The sequence below is a fragment of the Nocardia sp. NPDC050712 genome (assembly GCF_040654295.1).
Taxonomy (GTDB): Bacteria; Actinomycetota; Actinomycetes; order Mycobacteriales; family Mycobacteriaceae; genus Nocardia.
The window spans coordinates 13,395-28,248 of sequence record NZ_JBFAHT010000005.1 but is presented as its reverse complement, the minus strand read 5'-3'; the positions used below and the strand labels follow the sequence as shown (position 1 = coordinate 28,248).

Genomic DNA, 14,854 nt, shown 5'->3' with positions numbered 1-14,854 from the left:
TTTCGATTCGGTTAGGCTGACCCTTATGAGCAGCACGGACGCCAGCGGAAGCGGAGATATCGCGCGCACCCTAGACCTGCTGTGGGACACCGGACCCCGGCCCAGCCGGGGCCCGAAACCCGGACTCACCCTGGATCGGATCGTCGAGGGCGCGGTGCGCGTCGCCGACACCGAAGGGCTGGACGCGGTCACCATGCGCCGGGTCGCCACCGAACTCGGCATCGGCACCATGACGCTCTACCGCTATCTGCCAGGCAAGGGCGAACTGCTCGACCTCATGCTGGACCGGGTGCAGCAGCCCGCCCCGATCGACGAGGGCGCACCCGGCTGGCGGGTCGCCCTCGAGCGCGTCGCCTACAACTCCCTCGCGCTCTACCAGCGGCACCCGTGGCTGCTCCAGGTCAACCAGAGCCGGCCCGTGATGGGGCCGGCCGCGGTCCTCGGCATGGAACTGATTGTCGGGCAGATCAAATCGATGGGTCTCACCGATGCCGAACTGATCGCCGTGATCGTCACCCTGGACGGCTATGTGACCGGCACCGCCCGCACCCAGCTCTACGCCGCCGAGGCCGAACGCACCACCGGCCTCACCGACGCCGAATTCTGGGCGGCGCAGACCCCGACATTGGAACGCGCCCTGAGCTCAGGCCGCTACCCCCTGATGGCGTCGCTCTCCGAAGACGCCTTCGACCAGAGCTTCGACCACTTCGGCTTCGGATTGCAGCGGATCCTGGACGGTTTCGAGGTACTGGTCGAGCAGCGCAACCGCCCGGCCTGACGGCCGGTTACCCGGTCGACGGTATCGACGGTGGTCGAGTCTGTGCGCTGCGGACTTTCACCGCGTCGAGGCCGAGGGCAGCGGCTACCCGGGCCACCGCGGGGTCGAGCCGCTTCGCGGGGAGTTTCGCGCCGTCGAACAGCGCGACGGAAAGGTCGGGGCCGTCGAGTTCCCAGGTGCCCGCGATGCGGCCGTCGACCACGACGATCGGGGCGATCCAGCCGGCCTTCTTGCTGACCTCGGAACGATGGGCGGCAGGGAGTAATTCGGTGTCCTTGGTGCCCGGGCCGAGCACGTACTGGTCGAAGGCGCCCAGCAGATGCACCGACTCGCGCGGTGTGGCGGCGGCCAGCTCGTCTACGTCCTCGGTGCGGAGGTAGGCCCGCACGCCCTCGATCTCGACCTCGGTGAGCGCGTCACCCAGGGCCGAAAACCAGGCGCGCACCGCGGGTTTGCGGTTGTTGCCGCGACTGAGCCAGGCGTCGAAGGTCTCCGGAGTGGCCGGGCCGTAGGCCGCCAGGTAGGCCGCGACCGCGACCGGGCCCGCCTCCTCGGCTGTGGGCAAGTCGGTCCAGCCGGGGATCAGCTGGGCAGGCGTGGTGAAGGTGATCCGATTGCCCTGCGCCGCACCGTGACACAGCGCGCCCTGCCAGGACAGCGGCTTGAGCAGCGCGCCCCAGCCGGACTTCAGCTCCTCCCCCAGCTTGTGGAAAGCCTGGTCCGCGAGCAGCGCCTCGACCAGTTCCTCGCGGGTGAGCGGCCCATCGGCCAGCACCTGCGGGACCGCTTCGGTCAGCGCCGCCACCTCGGCGGGTGTCGCGCCGAAAACCTTCTGCCAGGAGGCCTTCTCCCAGACCCGGGTGGCGGCCATCAGCGGCAGGAACGCGGCGGCCGACCGCGGGGTGAGCGCATGCAGGGTGCCGCGCATCGCCCACGTCTTGAGCAGGGTGCCCGCGCCCAGTTCCCGAGTCAGCGCGCCCGGCTCGGGTTTCGCGCTGCGCAACGCCACCGCGGTTTCCGCGGCCGAACCGACCTGCGCCTGCACTCCGCAGATCCGCTCGACGATCGCGGGCACCGCCGGGCCGGATTCGGAGACGTAGTGGCGCGCCAGCCGCCAGGTGAACACCTGATCCCAGGTGAGCTGCACTGTTCCTCCTCTAGCGTGGCCCCTGGCGGGCGGTCAGGCGCCGCAGCGCCGCCCGCAGGCCGGCCGATTCCTCGGGGCTGATCTGATCGACGAAGTAGCTGAGCACCAGATCCGGGCGACCGCCGGAGCCCAGCGCCTCGAGCATGACCCGGGCGCTGTGTTCCTCCCGGGTCAGCGTCGGCCAGTAGCGGTAGGCCTTGCCCGCGCGTTCGCGCGCCAGCCAGCCCTTGCGCTGCAGGTTGTCCATGGTCGACATGACGGTGGTGTAGGCGATTTCGCGTTCGGCGGAGAGTTCCTCGTAGAGGTCGCGCACGGTGGTGTGCTCGCTGTCGCGATCCCAGATCCGGTCCATGATCACGGCTTCCAGCTCTCCGAATCCACGCACCGTGCCGAACTCCTCAACTCTGATCACCGGCCCCGCCGCCAGAGTACCGACCGTACGGGATTGCTACGGACCGGAACCGTAGATTGCGGGATATGCGAACATATGTTCGAATACCTGATGACCACCGAATCCCGTGCGCCACGCATCCAGGCCCGAGCCGAGGCCTCGATCCTGCATGCCGACCTCGACTCGTTCTACGCCTCGGTCGAGCAGCGCGACAATCCGCGCCTGCGCGGGAAACCGGTGATCGTCGGCGGCGGCGTCGTGCTGGCGGCCAGCTACGAGGCGAAGGCGTTCGGCATCACCACGCCGATGAACGGCGGCCGCGCCCTGCGGCTGTGCCCGCACGCGATCGTGGTGCCGCCGCGGATGCACGCCTACGCCGACGCCAGCAAGGCGGTGTTCGAGGTGTTCCGCGATACCACCCCGCTCGTCGAGGGCATCTCGATCGACGAGGCCTTCCTCGACGTCGGCGGCCTGCGCCGGATCGCGGGCGAGCCGCTCGAGATCGGACAGCGGCTGCGCGCGCGGATCCAGGCCGAGGTCGGGTTGCCCATCTCGGTCGGCATCGCACGCACCAAGTTTCTCGCCAAGGTCGCCAGCGCGGTGGCCAAACCCGACGGCCTGCGCCTGGTGCCGCCGGATGGTGAACTGGCGTTCCTGCACCCGCTGCCGGTCGAAAGACTGTGGGGCGTCGGCACTGTCACCGCCGCCAAGTTGCACGAGCACGGGATCACCCGGATCGCCCAGCTCGCCGAGCTCGGCGAGAGCCCCTTGCGCGCCATCGTCGGCCCCGCCGCGGCCCGGCACCTGCACGCGCTGTCGATGGCCCGCGATCCGCGCCGGGTGGAGACGGGACGCCGCCGCCGCTCGATCGGCGCGCAGCGGGCGCTCGGCCGCCACCACCGCCCGCCCGCGGAGATCGAAGCCTTCCTGCACGGCCTGACCGACCGGCTCGGCCGCCGCCTGCGCGCGGCGGACCGGGTCTGCCGAACGGTGGTGCTGCGCCTGCGCTTCGACGATTTCAGCCGCGCCACCCGGTCACACACGCTGGCCGAAGCCACCGATTCGACCAGCACGATCCTGGCCGCCGCCCGCACCCTGCTGGCCACGGCCATGCCGATGATCACCGAGCGCGGCATCACCCTGATCGGCCTCGCGCTCACCAACCTCGAAGACGCCGACTCCGCCCAGCTGACACTGCCGCTCGAGCCGCGCGCCGACAACACCCTCGATGCCACCCTGGACGATCTGCGTCAGCGCTTCGGCTCCGCCGCCGTCACCCGGGCGGCGCTGCTGCATCGCGGTGAAGGGCTGTCGGTACCACTACTGCCCGACTGAGGGTCGCGCAGGCACGATCGTGCACTGATCCGCCGAATCGAGGGGTTTCGCCGGGTTTTTCGCCCGATAGTGCACGATCGTGCCTGCTACGCCCCCGGTGTCTGTCGAGCTGTGGTCACAGCCGCTCGATAATGGTGGCGTTGGCGAGTCCGCCTGCCTCACACATGGTTTGCAGGGCGTAACGGCCGCCGGTCTGTTCCAGGTGGTTGACCATGGTGGCGAGGATGCGGGTGCCGGAGGCGCCCAGCGGGTGACCGAGGGCGATCGCGCCGCCGCGCGGGTTGAGCTTGGCCGGGTCGGCGTTCAGGTCGTGCTGCCAGACCAGCGGCACCGGCGCGAAAGCCTCGTTCACTTCGTAGGCGTCGATGTCGTCGATGGTCAGGCCGCCCTTGGCGAGCACCTTGCGGGTGGCCGGGATGACGGCGGTGAGCATGAGCAGCGGGTCGTCGCCGGTGACGGCGAAGGAATGGAAGCGGGCGCGCGGGCGCAGGCCGAGCCGGGCGGCCATCTCCTCGCTCATGATCAGCGCGGCCGAGGCGCCGTCGGTGAGCGGTGAGGAGTTGCCCGGGGTGATCGACCATTCGATCTCGGGGAAGCGCTGTTTCATCGCCTCGTCGACGAACGCGGGACGCAGCCCGGCCAGGCCCTCGGGCGTGGTGTTCGCGCGGATCGTCTCGTCGGCGGTCAGCGTGCCCGCGGCGACGAGTTCGCGGTCGAAGCCGCCCGCGGCGGCGGTGGCGGCGGCCAAGCGGTGCGAGCGGGCGGCGAACGCGTCCAGGGTTTCCCGGTCCAGCTTCCAGCGCTGGGTGATGATCTCGGCCGAAATGCCCTGCTGGATCAGCCCTTCCGGGAACCGGTGCGCGATCGGGCCGCGGTTGGGGTCCTGGCCCTGGGCGTTGGAGAACATCGGCACCCGGCTCATCGACTCCACGCCGCAGGCGATGGCGATGTCGTAGGCGCCGGCGATGACGCCCTGCGCCGCGAAGTGCGCGGCCTGCTGCGAGGACCCGCACTGGCGGTCCACGGTGGTGGCGGGCACGGACTCGGGGAATCCGGCCGCCAGCACCGCGGTGCGCGAGATGTTGAACGCCTGCTCACCACTCTGGGTGACGCATCCGCCGATCACATCGTCGACGAGCGCGGGATCCAGATCATTGCGCGCGAGCAGCGCTTGCAGGACACCGGCCAGCAGTGTCGCCGGATGCACCTCCGACAGTCCACCACCGGATTTCCCCTTGCCGGAAGGCGTGCGGACAACGTCGACAATGACAGCGGAAGGCATGGCAACTCCTGGAATGGCGGTTAACTTAACCCACCATACCGCGCGCCGCCTCGGCTTGGATACGCGGGAATTGCGCGGCCATCGCCTCGGACAGCGCCTGGGCCGCCGAGAGCGGGCGCACCATGACCGTGAACTCGTCGATCAGGCCGTTCTCGTCCAGGTGCAGGAAGTCGCAGCCGTTGACCGTCTTCCCGTCAACCGTCGCCTCGAAGACCAGGGCGTGGTCGCGGCCGTCGGCGCTGCGGATCTCGCGCACGTACCGGAAGTCCTCGAAAACCCGCAGTACGCCGCGCAGGATCGCCGCGGTGATCGGCTTGCCCGGGTACGGCTTGAACGCCACCGGGCTGGTGAACACCACGTTGTCCGCCAGCGTCGCCGCCAGCGCGTCTTCGTCGCGCGCCGCCACGGCCTTCTGGAACGCCTCCATCTGATCCACCTCGCATATGCAACTCGTTGAATAGGTAGCTCCCACCCTAGCCACGAAACCCGGCGGCGGGAACTCGCTAGGTCAGAATCAGCATCCAGACCGGGAGCAACGCGGCGGTCAGCACGGTGGACTTCACGACCGCGGCGGCGACCAGGTCGACATCGCCGTCGTAGCGCTGGGCGTAGATGAAGGCGTTCTGCGCGGCGGGCATGGCCGCGATCACGACGAACATGGCCAGGGTATTGCCGGTCAAGCCGAAGATGTAGTGCAGCGAGGCCCACATGAGCAGCGGGAAGCCGACGCACTTCATCGCGATCAGGAAGTACTCGTCGCGAGCGGCCGGACGCCAGCGCATGCCGTGCGTCCCGACGTGCAGGCCCAGCGCGAACAGCGCCACCGGCGAGGCCGCCGCGCCCGCGAACTCCAGCGCCTCCAGCACCGGTGCGGGGACCGTGAGCCCGCCGAGGTTGGCCAGCACGCCCACGGTGCAGGCCACCACCACGGGCGTGGCGAGCGCGGACCCCACCGCCCGCAGCACACCGCGCCCCTCCGCGGTGCCGGCGCGGCCGTGTTCGAGCACCGCGAGCACGAGGACGGTCAGCACGCACACCTGGAACAGCACCACCGGGAAGATCGCGGAGGCGTCCCCGAACAGGAAGTCCAGCACCGGCAGCGCGAAATACGCGGCATTGGTGTGCACCGCGCACATACAGCGCAGCGCGATGCCGGACGCCGGCATCCCGGCCCACCGGGCGCCGAGCGCGATCAACCCGAAGATCGCCAGCGTGGTGACCGCGTACCCGCCGACGGCGGCGGGGGCGAACAGCGCGCCGAGATCCGCGCGATAGAGCTGCGGGAACAGGTAGGCCGGAATGGCGAACAGGAACGCGAAGTCGCTGAACGCCTTCCCCGCGTCGGCACCGAGCAGCTTGCGCGCCCCGAACACCGAGCCCGCGCCGAACACCAGCAGCACCGGCGCGAGCTTGACCAGAGTCCCCGCGAACGCGCCGATCATCACCTCACCCGCTCACCTCACGCCACAAACGCCGCCCATTCTGCTCCTGGCCGGGACGGGGTGCCGCGACGGGTGACCTGCGCTATCGGGATCGCTTGGGGCGCTTGTCCATCAGCCGCAGGATGAGCGGAGTGAAGATGAGCTGCATCGCCAACTCCATCTTGCCGCCGGGCACGACGATGCAGTTCGGGCGGGACATGAAGGAGTCGTGCAGCATCGAGAGCAGGTAGGGGAAGTCGATCACCTTCGGGTCGGCGAAGCGGATGACCACGAAACTCTCGTCGGCGGTCGGAATGGTCCGTGCGATGAACGGATTCGAGGTATCGACGGTGGGGACCCGCTGGAAGTTGACGTAGGTGTGGGAGAACTGCGGGCAGATGTATTTCACGTAGTCGGGCATGCGGCGCAGGATCGTGTCGATCACCGCCTCGCTGGAATAGCCGCGTTCGGTCTTGTCCCGGATCACCTTCTGGGTCCATTCGAGATTGACGATCGGGACCACGCCCACGAGCAGGTCGGCGTAGCGCGCCACATTGACCCCGTCGGTGATCGCCGCGCCGTGCAGCCCCTCGTAGAACAGCAGATCGCTGCCCGGCGCCAGATCCTCCCAGGGGGTGAAGGTGCCCGCGGGCTGGCCGAACGGCTTGGCCTCGTGCTCGTCGTGCAGGTATTTGCGCACCGAACCCACCCCGGTCTCGCCGTATTCGCGGAACAGGGTCTCCAGTTCCTTGAGCAGATTCGCCTCCTCGCCGAAATGCGAGAAGGTGAAGTTGCGATTCTGCTCGGCCTCGGCCATCGCCAGTTTCATCTCGTTGCGGTCGTAGCGGTGGAACGAGTCACCCTCCACGATCGCCGCGTAGACGCCCTCGCGCCGGAAGATCTCCTGGAACGTGCGGGTGACGCTGGTCGTGCCCGCACCGGAGGATCCGGTGATCGCGACGACGGGATGTTTGACCGACATGGCACCTCCTGGCTTACCCGGGCTTGGCACGGCCCGCGGGTCGGAACAGTGAGCGGTTCCCGAACAGGGAGCTGTCGAAGCGCGGCCCCTCCTCGGGTTCGCTGTGGTAGTGCTCGATGCGCTGCACCTCGTTGCGGGAGCCGAAGATCAGCGGCACCCGCTGGTGCACGTGGGTGGGCGCCACCTCGCGCACCCGCTCGCCGCCGGTGGTGGCCCAGCCGCCGGCCTGCTCGACGATGAACGCGATCGGGTTGGCGCCGTAGAGCAGCGCCACCTGCCCGGGCCGCTGCGGCACCCGGGTGTCGTACGGGTACAGGTAGACCCCGCCGCGGGTCAGGATGTGGAAGGTGTCCGCGACCAGCGAGGCCACCCAGCGCATGTTGAAATCCCGCGCGCGCGGGCCGTCCACGCCGTCCAGGCACTCGTGCACATAGCGGCGCACCGGCCGTTCCCAGAACCGCTCGTTGGCGGCGTTGATCGCGAAACCCGTTGTCTCCTCCGGGATTCGCATCCGCGGGTGGGTCAGCACGAAGGCGCCGATGTCGCGGTCCAGGGTGAACCCGTCCACGCCGCGGCCGGTGGTGAGCACCAGCATGGTGGCCGGGCCGTAGAGGGTGAACCCGGCGCACACCTGCTGGGTGCCCGGTTGCAGGAAGTCGGCGTCGCACGGTTCGTCCCCGGCCGTGGCCGGGGCCCGCAGCACGCTGAAGATCGTGCCCACCGGCAGATTCACGTCGATATTGGACGAACCGTCCAGCGGGTCGAAGGCCAGCAGGTACTTGCCGCGCCGCCGCGCGGGCACCGCGCGCACGGCGCTGATCTGCTCCGAGAGCAACGCCGAGAGATGGCCGGTCCACAGGGTTTCCGACACCATGATGTCGTTGGCGATGGCGTCGAGTTTGCGGTGCACGGTGGGCGGCAGGTTGTCGGGTTCGGCCGCGCCGAGGGAACCCACGATCGCGCCCCGGGTCACCTGATTGGCGATCATCTTGGTGGCGGTGGCCACCACGTTCACCAGGGCGGAGAATTCACCGGAGGAGCCCGGGTGCCGGTGCTCCTCCTCGATCGTGTAGCGGGTGAGGGTCTTCAATCCTTCTGGCATAGGCTCGGTTTCTACGGGCTCTGACCTCCGAAGACACTGCTGCCGTAGACATCCCGGTCGGTCAGCGTCATCAGGTCGGTCTTGGTGAGCGGACGGTGCAGTTCGACCAGCCGTTTGGCCTGCCGCAGCCGGCACCGGTCCAGGGCGTTGCGGACGCTGCGCGCGTTGGAGAAGCGCGGGCGCTCCATCCGCCGCGACAGATACTCCGAGAACGCGGACTGCGCCGCGTCGTCGAAGCGGAAGTTCTGCTCGGCCACCATGAGTCCGCCGATGGCCAGCAGCTCGGAGTGGGTGTAGTCGGAGAATTCCAGGTGGTGGGCCACCCGGGAGGACAGGCCGGGATTGGCGCCGAAGAAACGCTCCATCCGGTCCGGGTAGCCCGCGAAGATCACCACCAGGCTGGCGCGCTCGTTCTCCATCTCCTGCAACAGGATCTCGATGACCTCCTGCCCGTAGTCCCGCTCGTTCTCCGGGCGGAACAGGTAGTAGGCCTCGTCGATGAACAGCACGCCGCCCGCGGCCTTGGCGATGGCCTCCTTGGTCTTGGGGGCGGTGTGGCCGATGAACTGGCCGACCAGATCGTCGCGGGTCACCGTGTGCACCTTGGGTTTACGGATGTAGCCCAGGGTGTGCAGCAGCTCGGCCATGCGCAGCGCCACCGTGGTCTTGCCGGTGCCGGGTCCGCCGGTGAAGCTCATGTGCATGGTCGGGCGGGCCGATTCCAGCCCGAAACGCTGCCGGGCCCGGTCGATCATCAGCAGCGCCGCGATCTCGCGGACCCGCAGCTTCACATTGGCCAGGCCCACCAGTTCCTGGTCGAGCCGGTGCAGGGTCAGTTCGACGTCGTCGCCGGCGATATCGGTCGAAAGATCCAGCACCGCGTCGTCGTCCAGGATCGGCGGCGGTTCCTCGGTGGCGGTCTGCACCGGCCCGGGCCCCTCGGCGCTGGGCCGGTGCAGTCGAAATCCGTTGCCCTCAGGCGCCATACCGCGCGCCCTGCGGCTGACCGGTGGCATAGGAACGCAGGCCGTAGGTCTGGCGGCGGTCCGAGCCCTCGGTGCGGGTCAGCTCGAAACCGGGTTCGTTCGCCGGACGCTGCACCAGGAAGCTCAGCGCGGTGGTCTGGCGGCCGAAGCGGGCGTCGTAGGCCAGCACCCGCACGTAGTGCCGCGGGAAGGTGGCTCGGCAGGCGTTGATCTCGGCGAGCACGCCGTCGGGCTCGTCGAGATCGAACAGCGGCAGGCCCCACATCTGCCAGTAGGCGTTGCGCGGGTGCGGATCGTCGGTGTACTCCACCGACACCGGCCAGTTGTTGAGCAGCGCGTAGCGCACCTGCGCGGCGATGTCGGCATCGGTGAATTCGGGCAGATACGAGAAGGTTCCGTGACGCAGATACATGGCGTGGCCTTTCAGTGGGTGGCCGTGGGCACCGCGTCGGGTGCGTCGGTGGAGGTGTAGTCGAAGGTGACATCGCCCCAGGTGGACAGCGCGACCTCGAGCGGGCGGCACCACTCGGCGGCCTTGCGCAGCACCTCCGGGCCCTCCTTGAGCAGATCGCGGCCCTCGTTGCGCGCCTTGACCACCGCCTCCAGCGCGACCCGGTTGGCCTCCGCGCCGGCGGCGATGCCGAGCGGATGGCCGATGGTGCCGCCGCCGAACTGCAGGATCACGTCGTCGCCGAACAGGTCGAGCAGCTGGTGCATCTGGCCGGCGTGGATGCCGCCGGAGGCCACCGGCATGACGCCGGGCAAGCTGGCCCAGTCCTGATCGAAGAAGATGCCGTTGGCCGGGTTGGCGGGAATGTGGTTCTCCCGCAAGGTGTCATAGAAGCCCCTGGTGGTCGCCGGATCACCCTCCAGTTTGCCCACGACCGTGCCCGCGTGTACGTGATCCACCCCGATCAGCCGGCACCATTTCGCCAGCACCCGGAAACTCACCCCGTGCGTCTTCTGCCGGGTGAAGGTGGAATGCCCGGCCCGGTGCAGGTGCAGCAGCACGCCGTTGCGCCGGGCCCAGTGCGACATCGACTGCATCGCGGTGTAGCCGACGGTCAGGTCCATCATGATGACGACACTGCCGAGTTCCTTGGCGAATTCGGCCCGCTCGTACATCTGCTCCATGGTGGCGGCGGTGACGTTGAGATAGTGGCCCTTGATCTCGCCGGTGTCGGCCATCGCCCGGTTCACGCCCTCCATGGCGTAGAGGTAGCGGTCGCGCCAGCGCATGAACGGCTGGGAGTTGATGTTCTCGTCGTCCTTGGTGAAATCCAGCCCGCCCATGCAGGCCTCGTAGACCACCCGGCCGTAATTGCGCGCGGAGAGGCCGAGTTTCGGTTTCACTGTCGCACCCAGCAGCGGGCGCCCGTATTTGTTGAGATATTCGCGCTCCATGACGGTGCCGTGCGGCGGGCCCTGGAAGGTCTTCACGTAGGCGACCGGGATGCGCATGTCCTCCAGGCGCAGCGCCAGCAGCGGTTTGAAGCCGAAGACGTTGCCGATCACCGAGGAGGTCAGGTTGGTGATCGAACCCTCCTCGAACAGGTCGAGATCGTAAGCGACATAGGCGAAGTACTCCCCCGGCCGCCCGGGCACCTCCTCGACCCGGTAGCACTTGGCCTGATACTTCGAGTGCGCGGTGAGCCGGTCGGTCCACACGACCGTCCAGGTCGCCGTGGAGGATTCGCCGGCCACCGCGGCCGAGGCCTCGATCGGGTCCACGCCGGGCTGCGGCGTCACCCGGAATACCGCCAGCACATCGGTATCGGAGGGCTGATAATCGGGCGCGTAATATCCCATCGACGCGTAGGACTGTACGCCCGGATCCCAGCGATCCCGTTCGGTTCCTTCGGCCATGAATCCTCCTGAGTCGGTGGGGAATTCCAGGATGAGGCCGGAGTAGTTCACAAACAATTTGATTGTTCCTGCGAATACTCAATGCTTTCTTTAAGTTTTGCTACCGTCGAGGGCATGGGCACGGTCAGCGCGACACGGATGGAAACCTTCCTGGTGGTCGCGCGCCAGGGCAGCATCCGCAAGGCCGCCGGGCAGTTGCACGTCACCGAGGCCGCCGTCTCCGCCGCGGTCGCGCACATCGAGAAACAGATGGGCGCCAAGCTGATCGCCAAGACCGGCCGCGGGATCGCGCTCACCGAGGCCGGGCGGGTGTATGCCGGGTATTGCCGCAGCATTCTGGGCCTGATGAAGGAGGCGCACGCCGCGGTCCAGCAGGCCGAGACCGGGCGGCTGCGGATCGGGGTCGTCGCCACCGCCGGTGAGTACGTGCTGCTGCGCCCGCTGGCCTCGTTCCGGCGGCGGTATCCCGACGTGGAACTCAGCCTGTCGGTGCAGCCGCGCGACGTGCTGTTCGTCGAATTGCAGCACCACGAAAGCGATTTGGTGATCGCGGGCCGGCCGCCGCGGGACGCCGGGCTGGTCACCCGGGCGCGGCGGCCGAGCCGGCTGGTGGTGGTCGGCACGCCCGACCGGCATCCGCTGCGCAGCACCTGGCTGCTGCGCGGGCGCGGCTCGGGCACCCGCGACGCCACCCAGGAACTGCTGGATCACCTCGATATCTACCCGCCCACCCTGACCCTGGGCTCGCACGGCGCGGTCCTCGCCGCGGCCCGGGAAGGCCTGGGCGTCACCCTGATTCACAACGACGCCGTCGGACAGGACCTGGAATCCGGGACCCTGGCCGTGCTCCCGGTGGACGGCACGCCGCTCGATCGCCCGTGGCACGCCATCACCACCGGCACCCCGACGCCCACCACCCGGCTGTTCCTGGCCCACATGCTGGACCCGGGCCAGGTCGGCGGGGACGCGTTCTACCCCCCGTGACGGACCGGGCGCACTCCGGCAAGATGCAGGGCATGGGTGTGTATTGCGAACGGATCGTCGACCTCGAGGCCACCGAAGCGGACGGGGCCCGGCTCGCGACCCGGATCATCGATTGGCTTGTGGCCGAGGGCATCCTGACCCGCGAGATGACGCGCGAGCAGCTATACAGCGACTATGCGGAGGAGGGCTACGCACCCGGCCCGAACTGGCGCCGGATCACCCTCGAGGATTGGGGCACCGGCCCGGTCGCCGTCGCCCTGGGCCGCAACACGTTCGCCGAGGGCCAGGGTATGGACACCCCCGAGTTCGCGAAGTGCCCGGCCTGCGCGGCCGATACCGTCATCATCGACTTCCCGTCCGGCCAGTGGGAACCCGACCGCGCGGCCTGGGAGCCGCTGGCGGCCGGCATCGAGGCCTGGCAGCGCACGGGCGTCGGCGCAGCCCGCTGCGCCGCCTGCGACACCACCAGCCCGATTCCCGAGTGGCGCTGGTCCTCCGGTTTCGCGCTGAGTTCCCTCGCCTTCGAATTCTGGGACTGGCCGCCGCTCACCGAGGAGTTCCAGCAGGAACTCGCGGCCCGGCTCGGCCACACCATCGTGCGGCAGGTCGTGAAACTCTGAGTCACCACGGCATGTCGAAGGTGGCCCGCGCCAGGAAGACGATGCCGTCGAGGGTGCCGAGCCGAGTCGGGTCCAAGGGGAAATAGGCGAAGTCGTCCGAGGTGCGTGGTTTCGGGTCGCGCTCGGCCAGGCGGCCGGTGTCGATCAGAGCGCGTTCCCACGGGAGTGCCGACAGCCGGCCCTCGACGGTGTCCGGCGGCGGGGTGTCGGTGCCCGCGGTGCCGAAAGCCGTGGCGAGGAAGGCGTATTCGTCGCCCAGCGTCGTTTCGGCGATCGCTCCCGCGCTCCACCATTCCAGCTGGTGATCGCCGAAGGCCATGACGCTCCTGGTCCGTTGCAGATGCAGGGTCGAGGCGAAGACCAGCACCGGGCCGTTCGCGGCGGCGGCGCGCAGGTTGGCCGCCATCATCGCGTCGCGCAGGGCCGAGAGCCGGGTCCAGCGCGCCGGGGAGGCGTCGGCCATCCAGTAGTGGTAGCGCAGCAGGCCGACGGCGGTGCGGCCGTACAGCGCCGCCAGCTCCCGATCGGCGGCGCTCAGCTGGGGTGACTGCATCTCGGCCAGGGCCACCAGGTCGTCGGCGATCACCCGCAGGCGCACGGCTTCGGCGGAGCGGCCGATGGACAGGGCCGGGTCCATGGCCGCGGCTTCGTTCGACCAGGGGTCGTCCGGGCCCAGCAGCGCGTCCAGGGTCTGCGCGCTCACCACCGCTTCGAGCATCGGGCCCTCGAGGAGCGCGTAGAGGCCGGTGAGGGCCTGACGCGGGCTGGCCGCCCAGTATTCCAGCGGTCCGTCGACTCCGGCGAACCGCAGTTTCTCGTCGTGTTCGGCGTTGTAGGCCCGCATCCAGCGCACCAGTTCGCGGTTGGCCGGGACCGCGCCGAAGCCGTGGCTGAAGCCGCGCGCCATCACGTCCTCCAGGGTGCCGGTGCCGGTCAGGAGGTAGTCGTCCACCAATAAACCCAGGAGACAATCACTTTCGAGCGCGAAGGTGCGGTAGCCCTCGTGTTCGGCCAGGTGCCGGAAGATCTCGTTGCGGGCCGCGCCCAGTTCCGGCACGAAATGCCGGGCCTCGCCGAGTCCGAGCACCCGGGGCGGGGTGGGACGCGACCGCAGGAATTCCGAGATGGCCGCTCCGTCGAGCGGCCTTGCCGAGTCGTCGATATCCATGCCTTCAACGGTATCGTTGAACAGCCGGTTGAGACTTATGGCGGAACCAGCTGGTCAATAGCCCTGAAAGCTTCAAATAGAGGGGTAATCCATGAGGCCGGTGGAGCTGGCGCGGGAGCACGGTCTGTCCACGCAGGCGGTCCGCAATTACGAGGACGCGGGCATCCTCCCGTCCGCCGAACGCACCGCGCACGACTACCGCACCTACACACCGTTGCACGCGCAAGCCCTGCGCACGTTCCTCGCGCTGGTGCCCGGGCACGGCCACAGCGCGGCCGCCGCGATCCTGCGGGCCGTCAACCGCGGCGCGGTCGACGAGGCGCTGCGCCTGGTCGACGAGAGTCACGGCCAGTTGATGGACGATCGCCGCACCCTGCGCACCGTCGACACCGCACTCCGCGATCTCGCGCCGGTCCCGCAGGAGCGGGGTGACACCTTCATCGGCCCGCTGGCCGGGAAACTCGGCCTTCGCCCGGCGACCCTGCGCAAGTGGGAGCACGCCGGTCTGATCCAGCCGCGCCGCGACCCGCACACCGGCTACCGGGTCTACACCGCCACCGATGTCCGCGATGCCCGGCTCGCCCACCAGCTGCGGCGCGGCGGCTACCGGCTCGAGCAGATCGCACCGCTCATCGCCCAGGTCCGCGCGGCCGGCGGTGTCGGTCCGCTGGAATCGACGCTGCGCGACTGGCAGGCCCGGCTCACCGCGCGCGGCCGCGCGCTGCTCGCGGGGGCCGCCGAATTGGACGTCTATCTGCGGGCCCGCACACCCTGATCCGGCTCCGGAATCCA

General features: G+C 69.2%; 16 protein-coding genes. 5 read left to right on the top strand and 11 right to left on the bottom strand.

Features of this window, described 5'->3' with window-relative positions:
* Positions 1 to 25 precede the first annotated feature (25 nt).
* Positions 26 to 778, top strand: a complete 753-nt coding sequence (locus tag AB0H76_RS32915) for a TetR/AcrR family transcriptional regulator (protein WP_357330971.1) — start codon at positions 26 to 28, stop codon at positions 776 to 778.
* 7 nt (positions 779 to 785) lie between these two features.
* Here the strand turns inward: AB0H76_RS32915 and AB0H76_RS32910 are convergent, their stop codons facing one another.
* Both AB0H76_RS32910 and AB0H76_RS32905 read right to left on the bottom strand, forming a co-directional pair.
* Positions 786 to 1,925: a winged helix DNA-binding domain-containing protein gene (locus tag AB0H76_RS32910; protein WP_357330970.1), complete on the bottom strand. Its 1,140-nt coding sequence runs from the start codon at positions 1,923 to 1,925 to the stop codon at positions 786 to 788.
* 10 nt (positions 1,926 to 1,935) lie between these two features.
* Positions 1,936 to 2,310, bottom strand: a complete 375-nt coding sequence (locus AB0H76_RS32905) for a BlaI/MecI/CopY family transcriptional regulator (protein WP_357330969.1) — start codon at positions 2,308 to 2,310, stop codon at positions 1,936 to 1,938.
* A 117-nt stretch (positions 2,311 to 2,427) separates the two neighbouring features.
* On the opposite strand from AB0H76_RS32905, the gene dinB reads away from it, so the two are divergent.
* Positions 2,428 to 3,651, top strand: a complete 1,224-nt coding sequence (dinB, locus tag AB0H76_RS32900; protein ID WP_357330968.1) for a DNA polymerase IV — start codon at positions 2,428 to 2,430, stop codon at positions 3,649 to 3,651.
* Positions 3,652 to 3,766: 115 nt separating this feature from the next.
* Here dinB and AB0H76_RS32895 read toward each other — a convergent pair whose 3' ends face one another.
* The 8 genes from AB0H76_RS32895 to AB0H76_RS32860 all read right to left on the bottom strand — a co-directional run bounded on the left by AB0H76_RS32895 (position 3,767) and on the right by AB0H76_RS32860 (position 11,290).
* On the bottom strand, positions 3,767 to 4,933 hold the full coding sequence (locus tag AB0H76_RS32895) for a thiolase family protein (RefSeq protein ID WP_357330967.1): 1,167 nt from the start codon (positions 4,931 to 4,933) through the stop codon (positions 3,767 to 3,769).
* 25 nt (positions 4,934 to 4,958) lie between these two features.
* Positions 4,959 to 5,360: a nuclear transport factor 2 family protein gene (locus AB0H76_RS32890; protein ID WP_357330966.1), complete on the bottom strand. Its 402-nt coding sequence runs from the start codon at positions 5,358 to 5,360 to the stop codon at positions 4,959 to 4,961.
* A 76-nt stretch (positions 5,361 to 5,436) separates the two neighbouring features.
* Positions 5,437 to 6,375 (bottom strand): AEC family transporter, encoded by a 939-nt coding sequence (locus AB0H76_RS32885; protein WP_357330965.1) that lies wholly within the window; start codon positions 6,373 to 6,375, stop codon positions 5,437 to 5,439.
* Between the two features lie 82 nt (positions 6,376 to 6,457).
* Positions 6,458 to 7,336, bottom strand: coding sequence for a phosphoribulokinase (locus AB0H76_RS32880; protein WP_357330964.1), 879 nt, complete (start codon positions 7,334 to 7,336; stop codon positions 6,458 to 6,460).
* A 13-nt stretch (positions 7,337 to 7,349) separates the two neighbouring features.
* Positions 7,350 to 8,438, bottom strand: coding sequence for a class 1 fructose-bisphosphatase (locus AB0H76_RS32875; RefSeq protein ID WP_357330963.1), 1,089 nt, complete (start codon positions 8,436 to 8,438; stop codon positions 7,350 to 7,352).
* Between the two features lie 11 nt (positions 8,439 to 8,449).
* Complete coding sequence (locus AB0H76_RS32870) at positions 8,450 to 9,424, bottom strand: AAA family ATPase (protein ID WP_357330962.1); 975 nt, start codon at positions 9,422 to 9,424, stop codon at positions 8,450 to 8,452.
* Positions 9,414 to 9,836 carry a ribulose bisphosphate carboxylase small subunit gene (locus AB0H76_RS32865; protein WP_357330961.1) on the bottom strand — a complete coding sequence of 141 codons (423 nt, stop codon included), beginning with the start codon at positions 9,834 to 9,836 and terminating at the stop codon, positions 9,414 to 9,416. The genes AB0H76_RS32870 and AB0H76_RS32865 overlap by 11 nt, the downstream gene beginning before the upstream one ends.
* A gap of 11 nt (positions 9,837 to 9,847) precedes the next feature.
* Positions 9,848 to 11,290 carry a form I ribulose bisphosphate carboxylase large subunit gene (locus AB0H76_RS32860; RefSeq protein WP_357330960.1) on the bottom strand — a complete coding sequence of 481 codons (1,443 nt, stop codon included), beginning with the start codon at positions 11,288 to 11,290 and terminating at the stop codon, positions 9,848 to 9,850.
* A 114-nt stretch (positions 11,291 to 11,404) separates the two neighbouring features.
* Between AB0H76_RS32860 and AB0H76_RS32855 the strand changes: the two genes are divergently transcribed.
* Both AB0H76_RS32855 and AB0H76_RS32850 read left to right on the top strand, forming a co-directional pair.
* Complete coding sequence (locus AB0H76_RS32855; RefSeq protein WP_357330959.1) at positions 11,405 to 12,274, top strand: LysR substrate-binding domain-containing protein; 870 nt, start codon at positions 11,405 to 11,407, stop codon at positions 12,272 to 12,274.
* Positions 12,271 to 12,894, top strand: a complete 624-nt coding sequence (locus tag AB0H76_RS32850) for a hypothetical protein (protein WP_357330958.1) — start codon at positions 12,271 to 12,273, stop codon at positions 12,892 to 12,894. The genes AB0H76_RS32855 and AB0H76_RS32850 overlap by 4 nt, the downstream gene beginning before the upstream one ends.
* 1 nt (position 12,895) lies before the next feature.
* Here AB0H76_RS32850 and AB0H76_RS32845 read toward each other — a convergent pair whose 3' ends face one another.
* The gene (locus AB0H76_RS32845) at positions 12,896 to 14,062 is read right to left on the bottom strand and encodes an erythromycin esterase family protein (RefSeq protein ID WP_357330957.1); all 1,167 of its coding nucleotides are present in this window, start codon (positions 14,060 to 14,062) and stop codon (positions 12,896 to 12,898) included.
* A gap of 91 nt (positions 14,063 to 14,153) precedes the next feature.
* Here AB0H76_RS32845 and AB0H76_RS32840 point away from each other — a divergent pair, with 91 nt between their 5' ends.
* Positions 14,154 to 14,837, top strand: coding sequence for a TioE family transcriptional regulator (locus AB0H76_RS32840; RefSeq protein ID WP_357330956.1), 684 nt, complete (start codon positions 14,154 to 14,156; stop codon positions 14,835 to 14,837).
* Positions 14,838 to 14,854 lie beyond the last annotated feature (17 nt).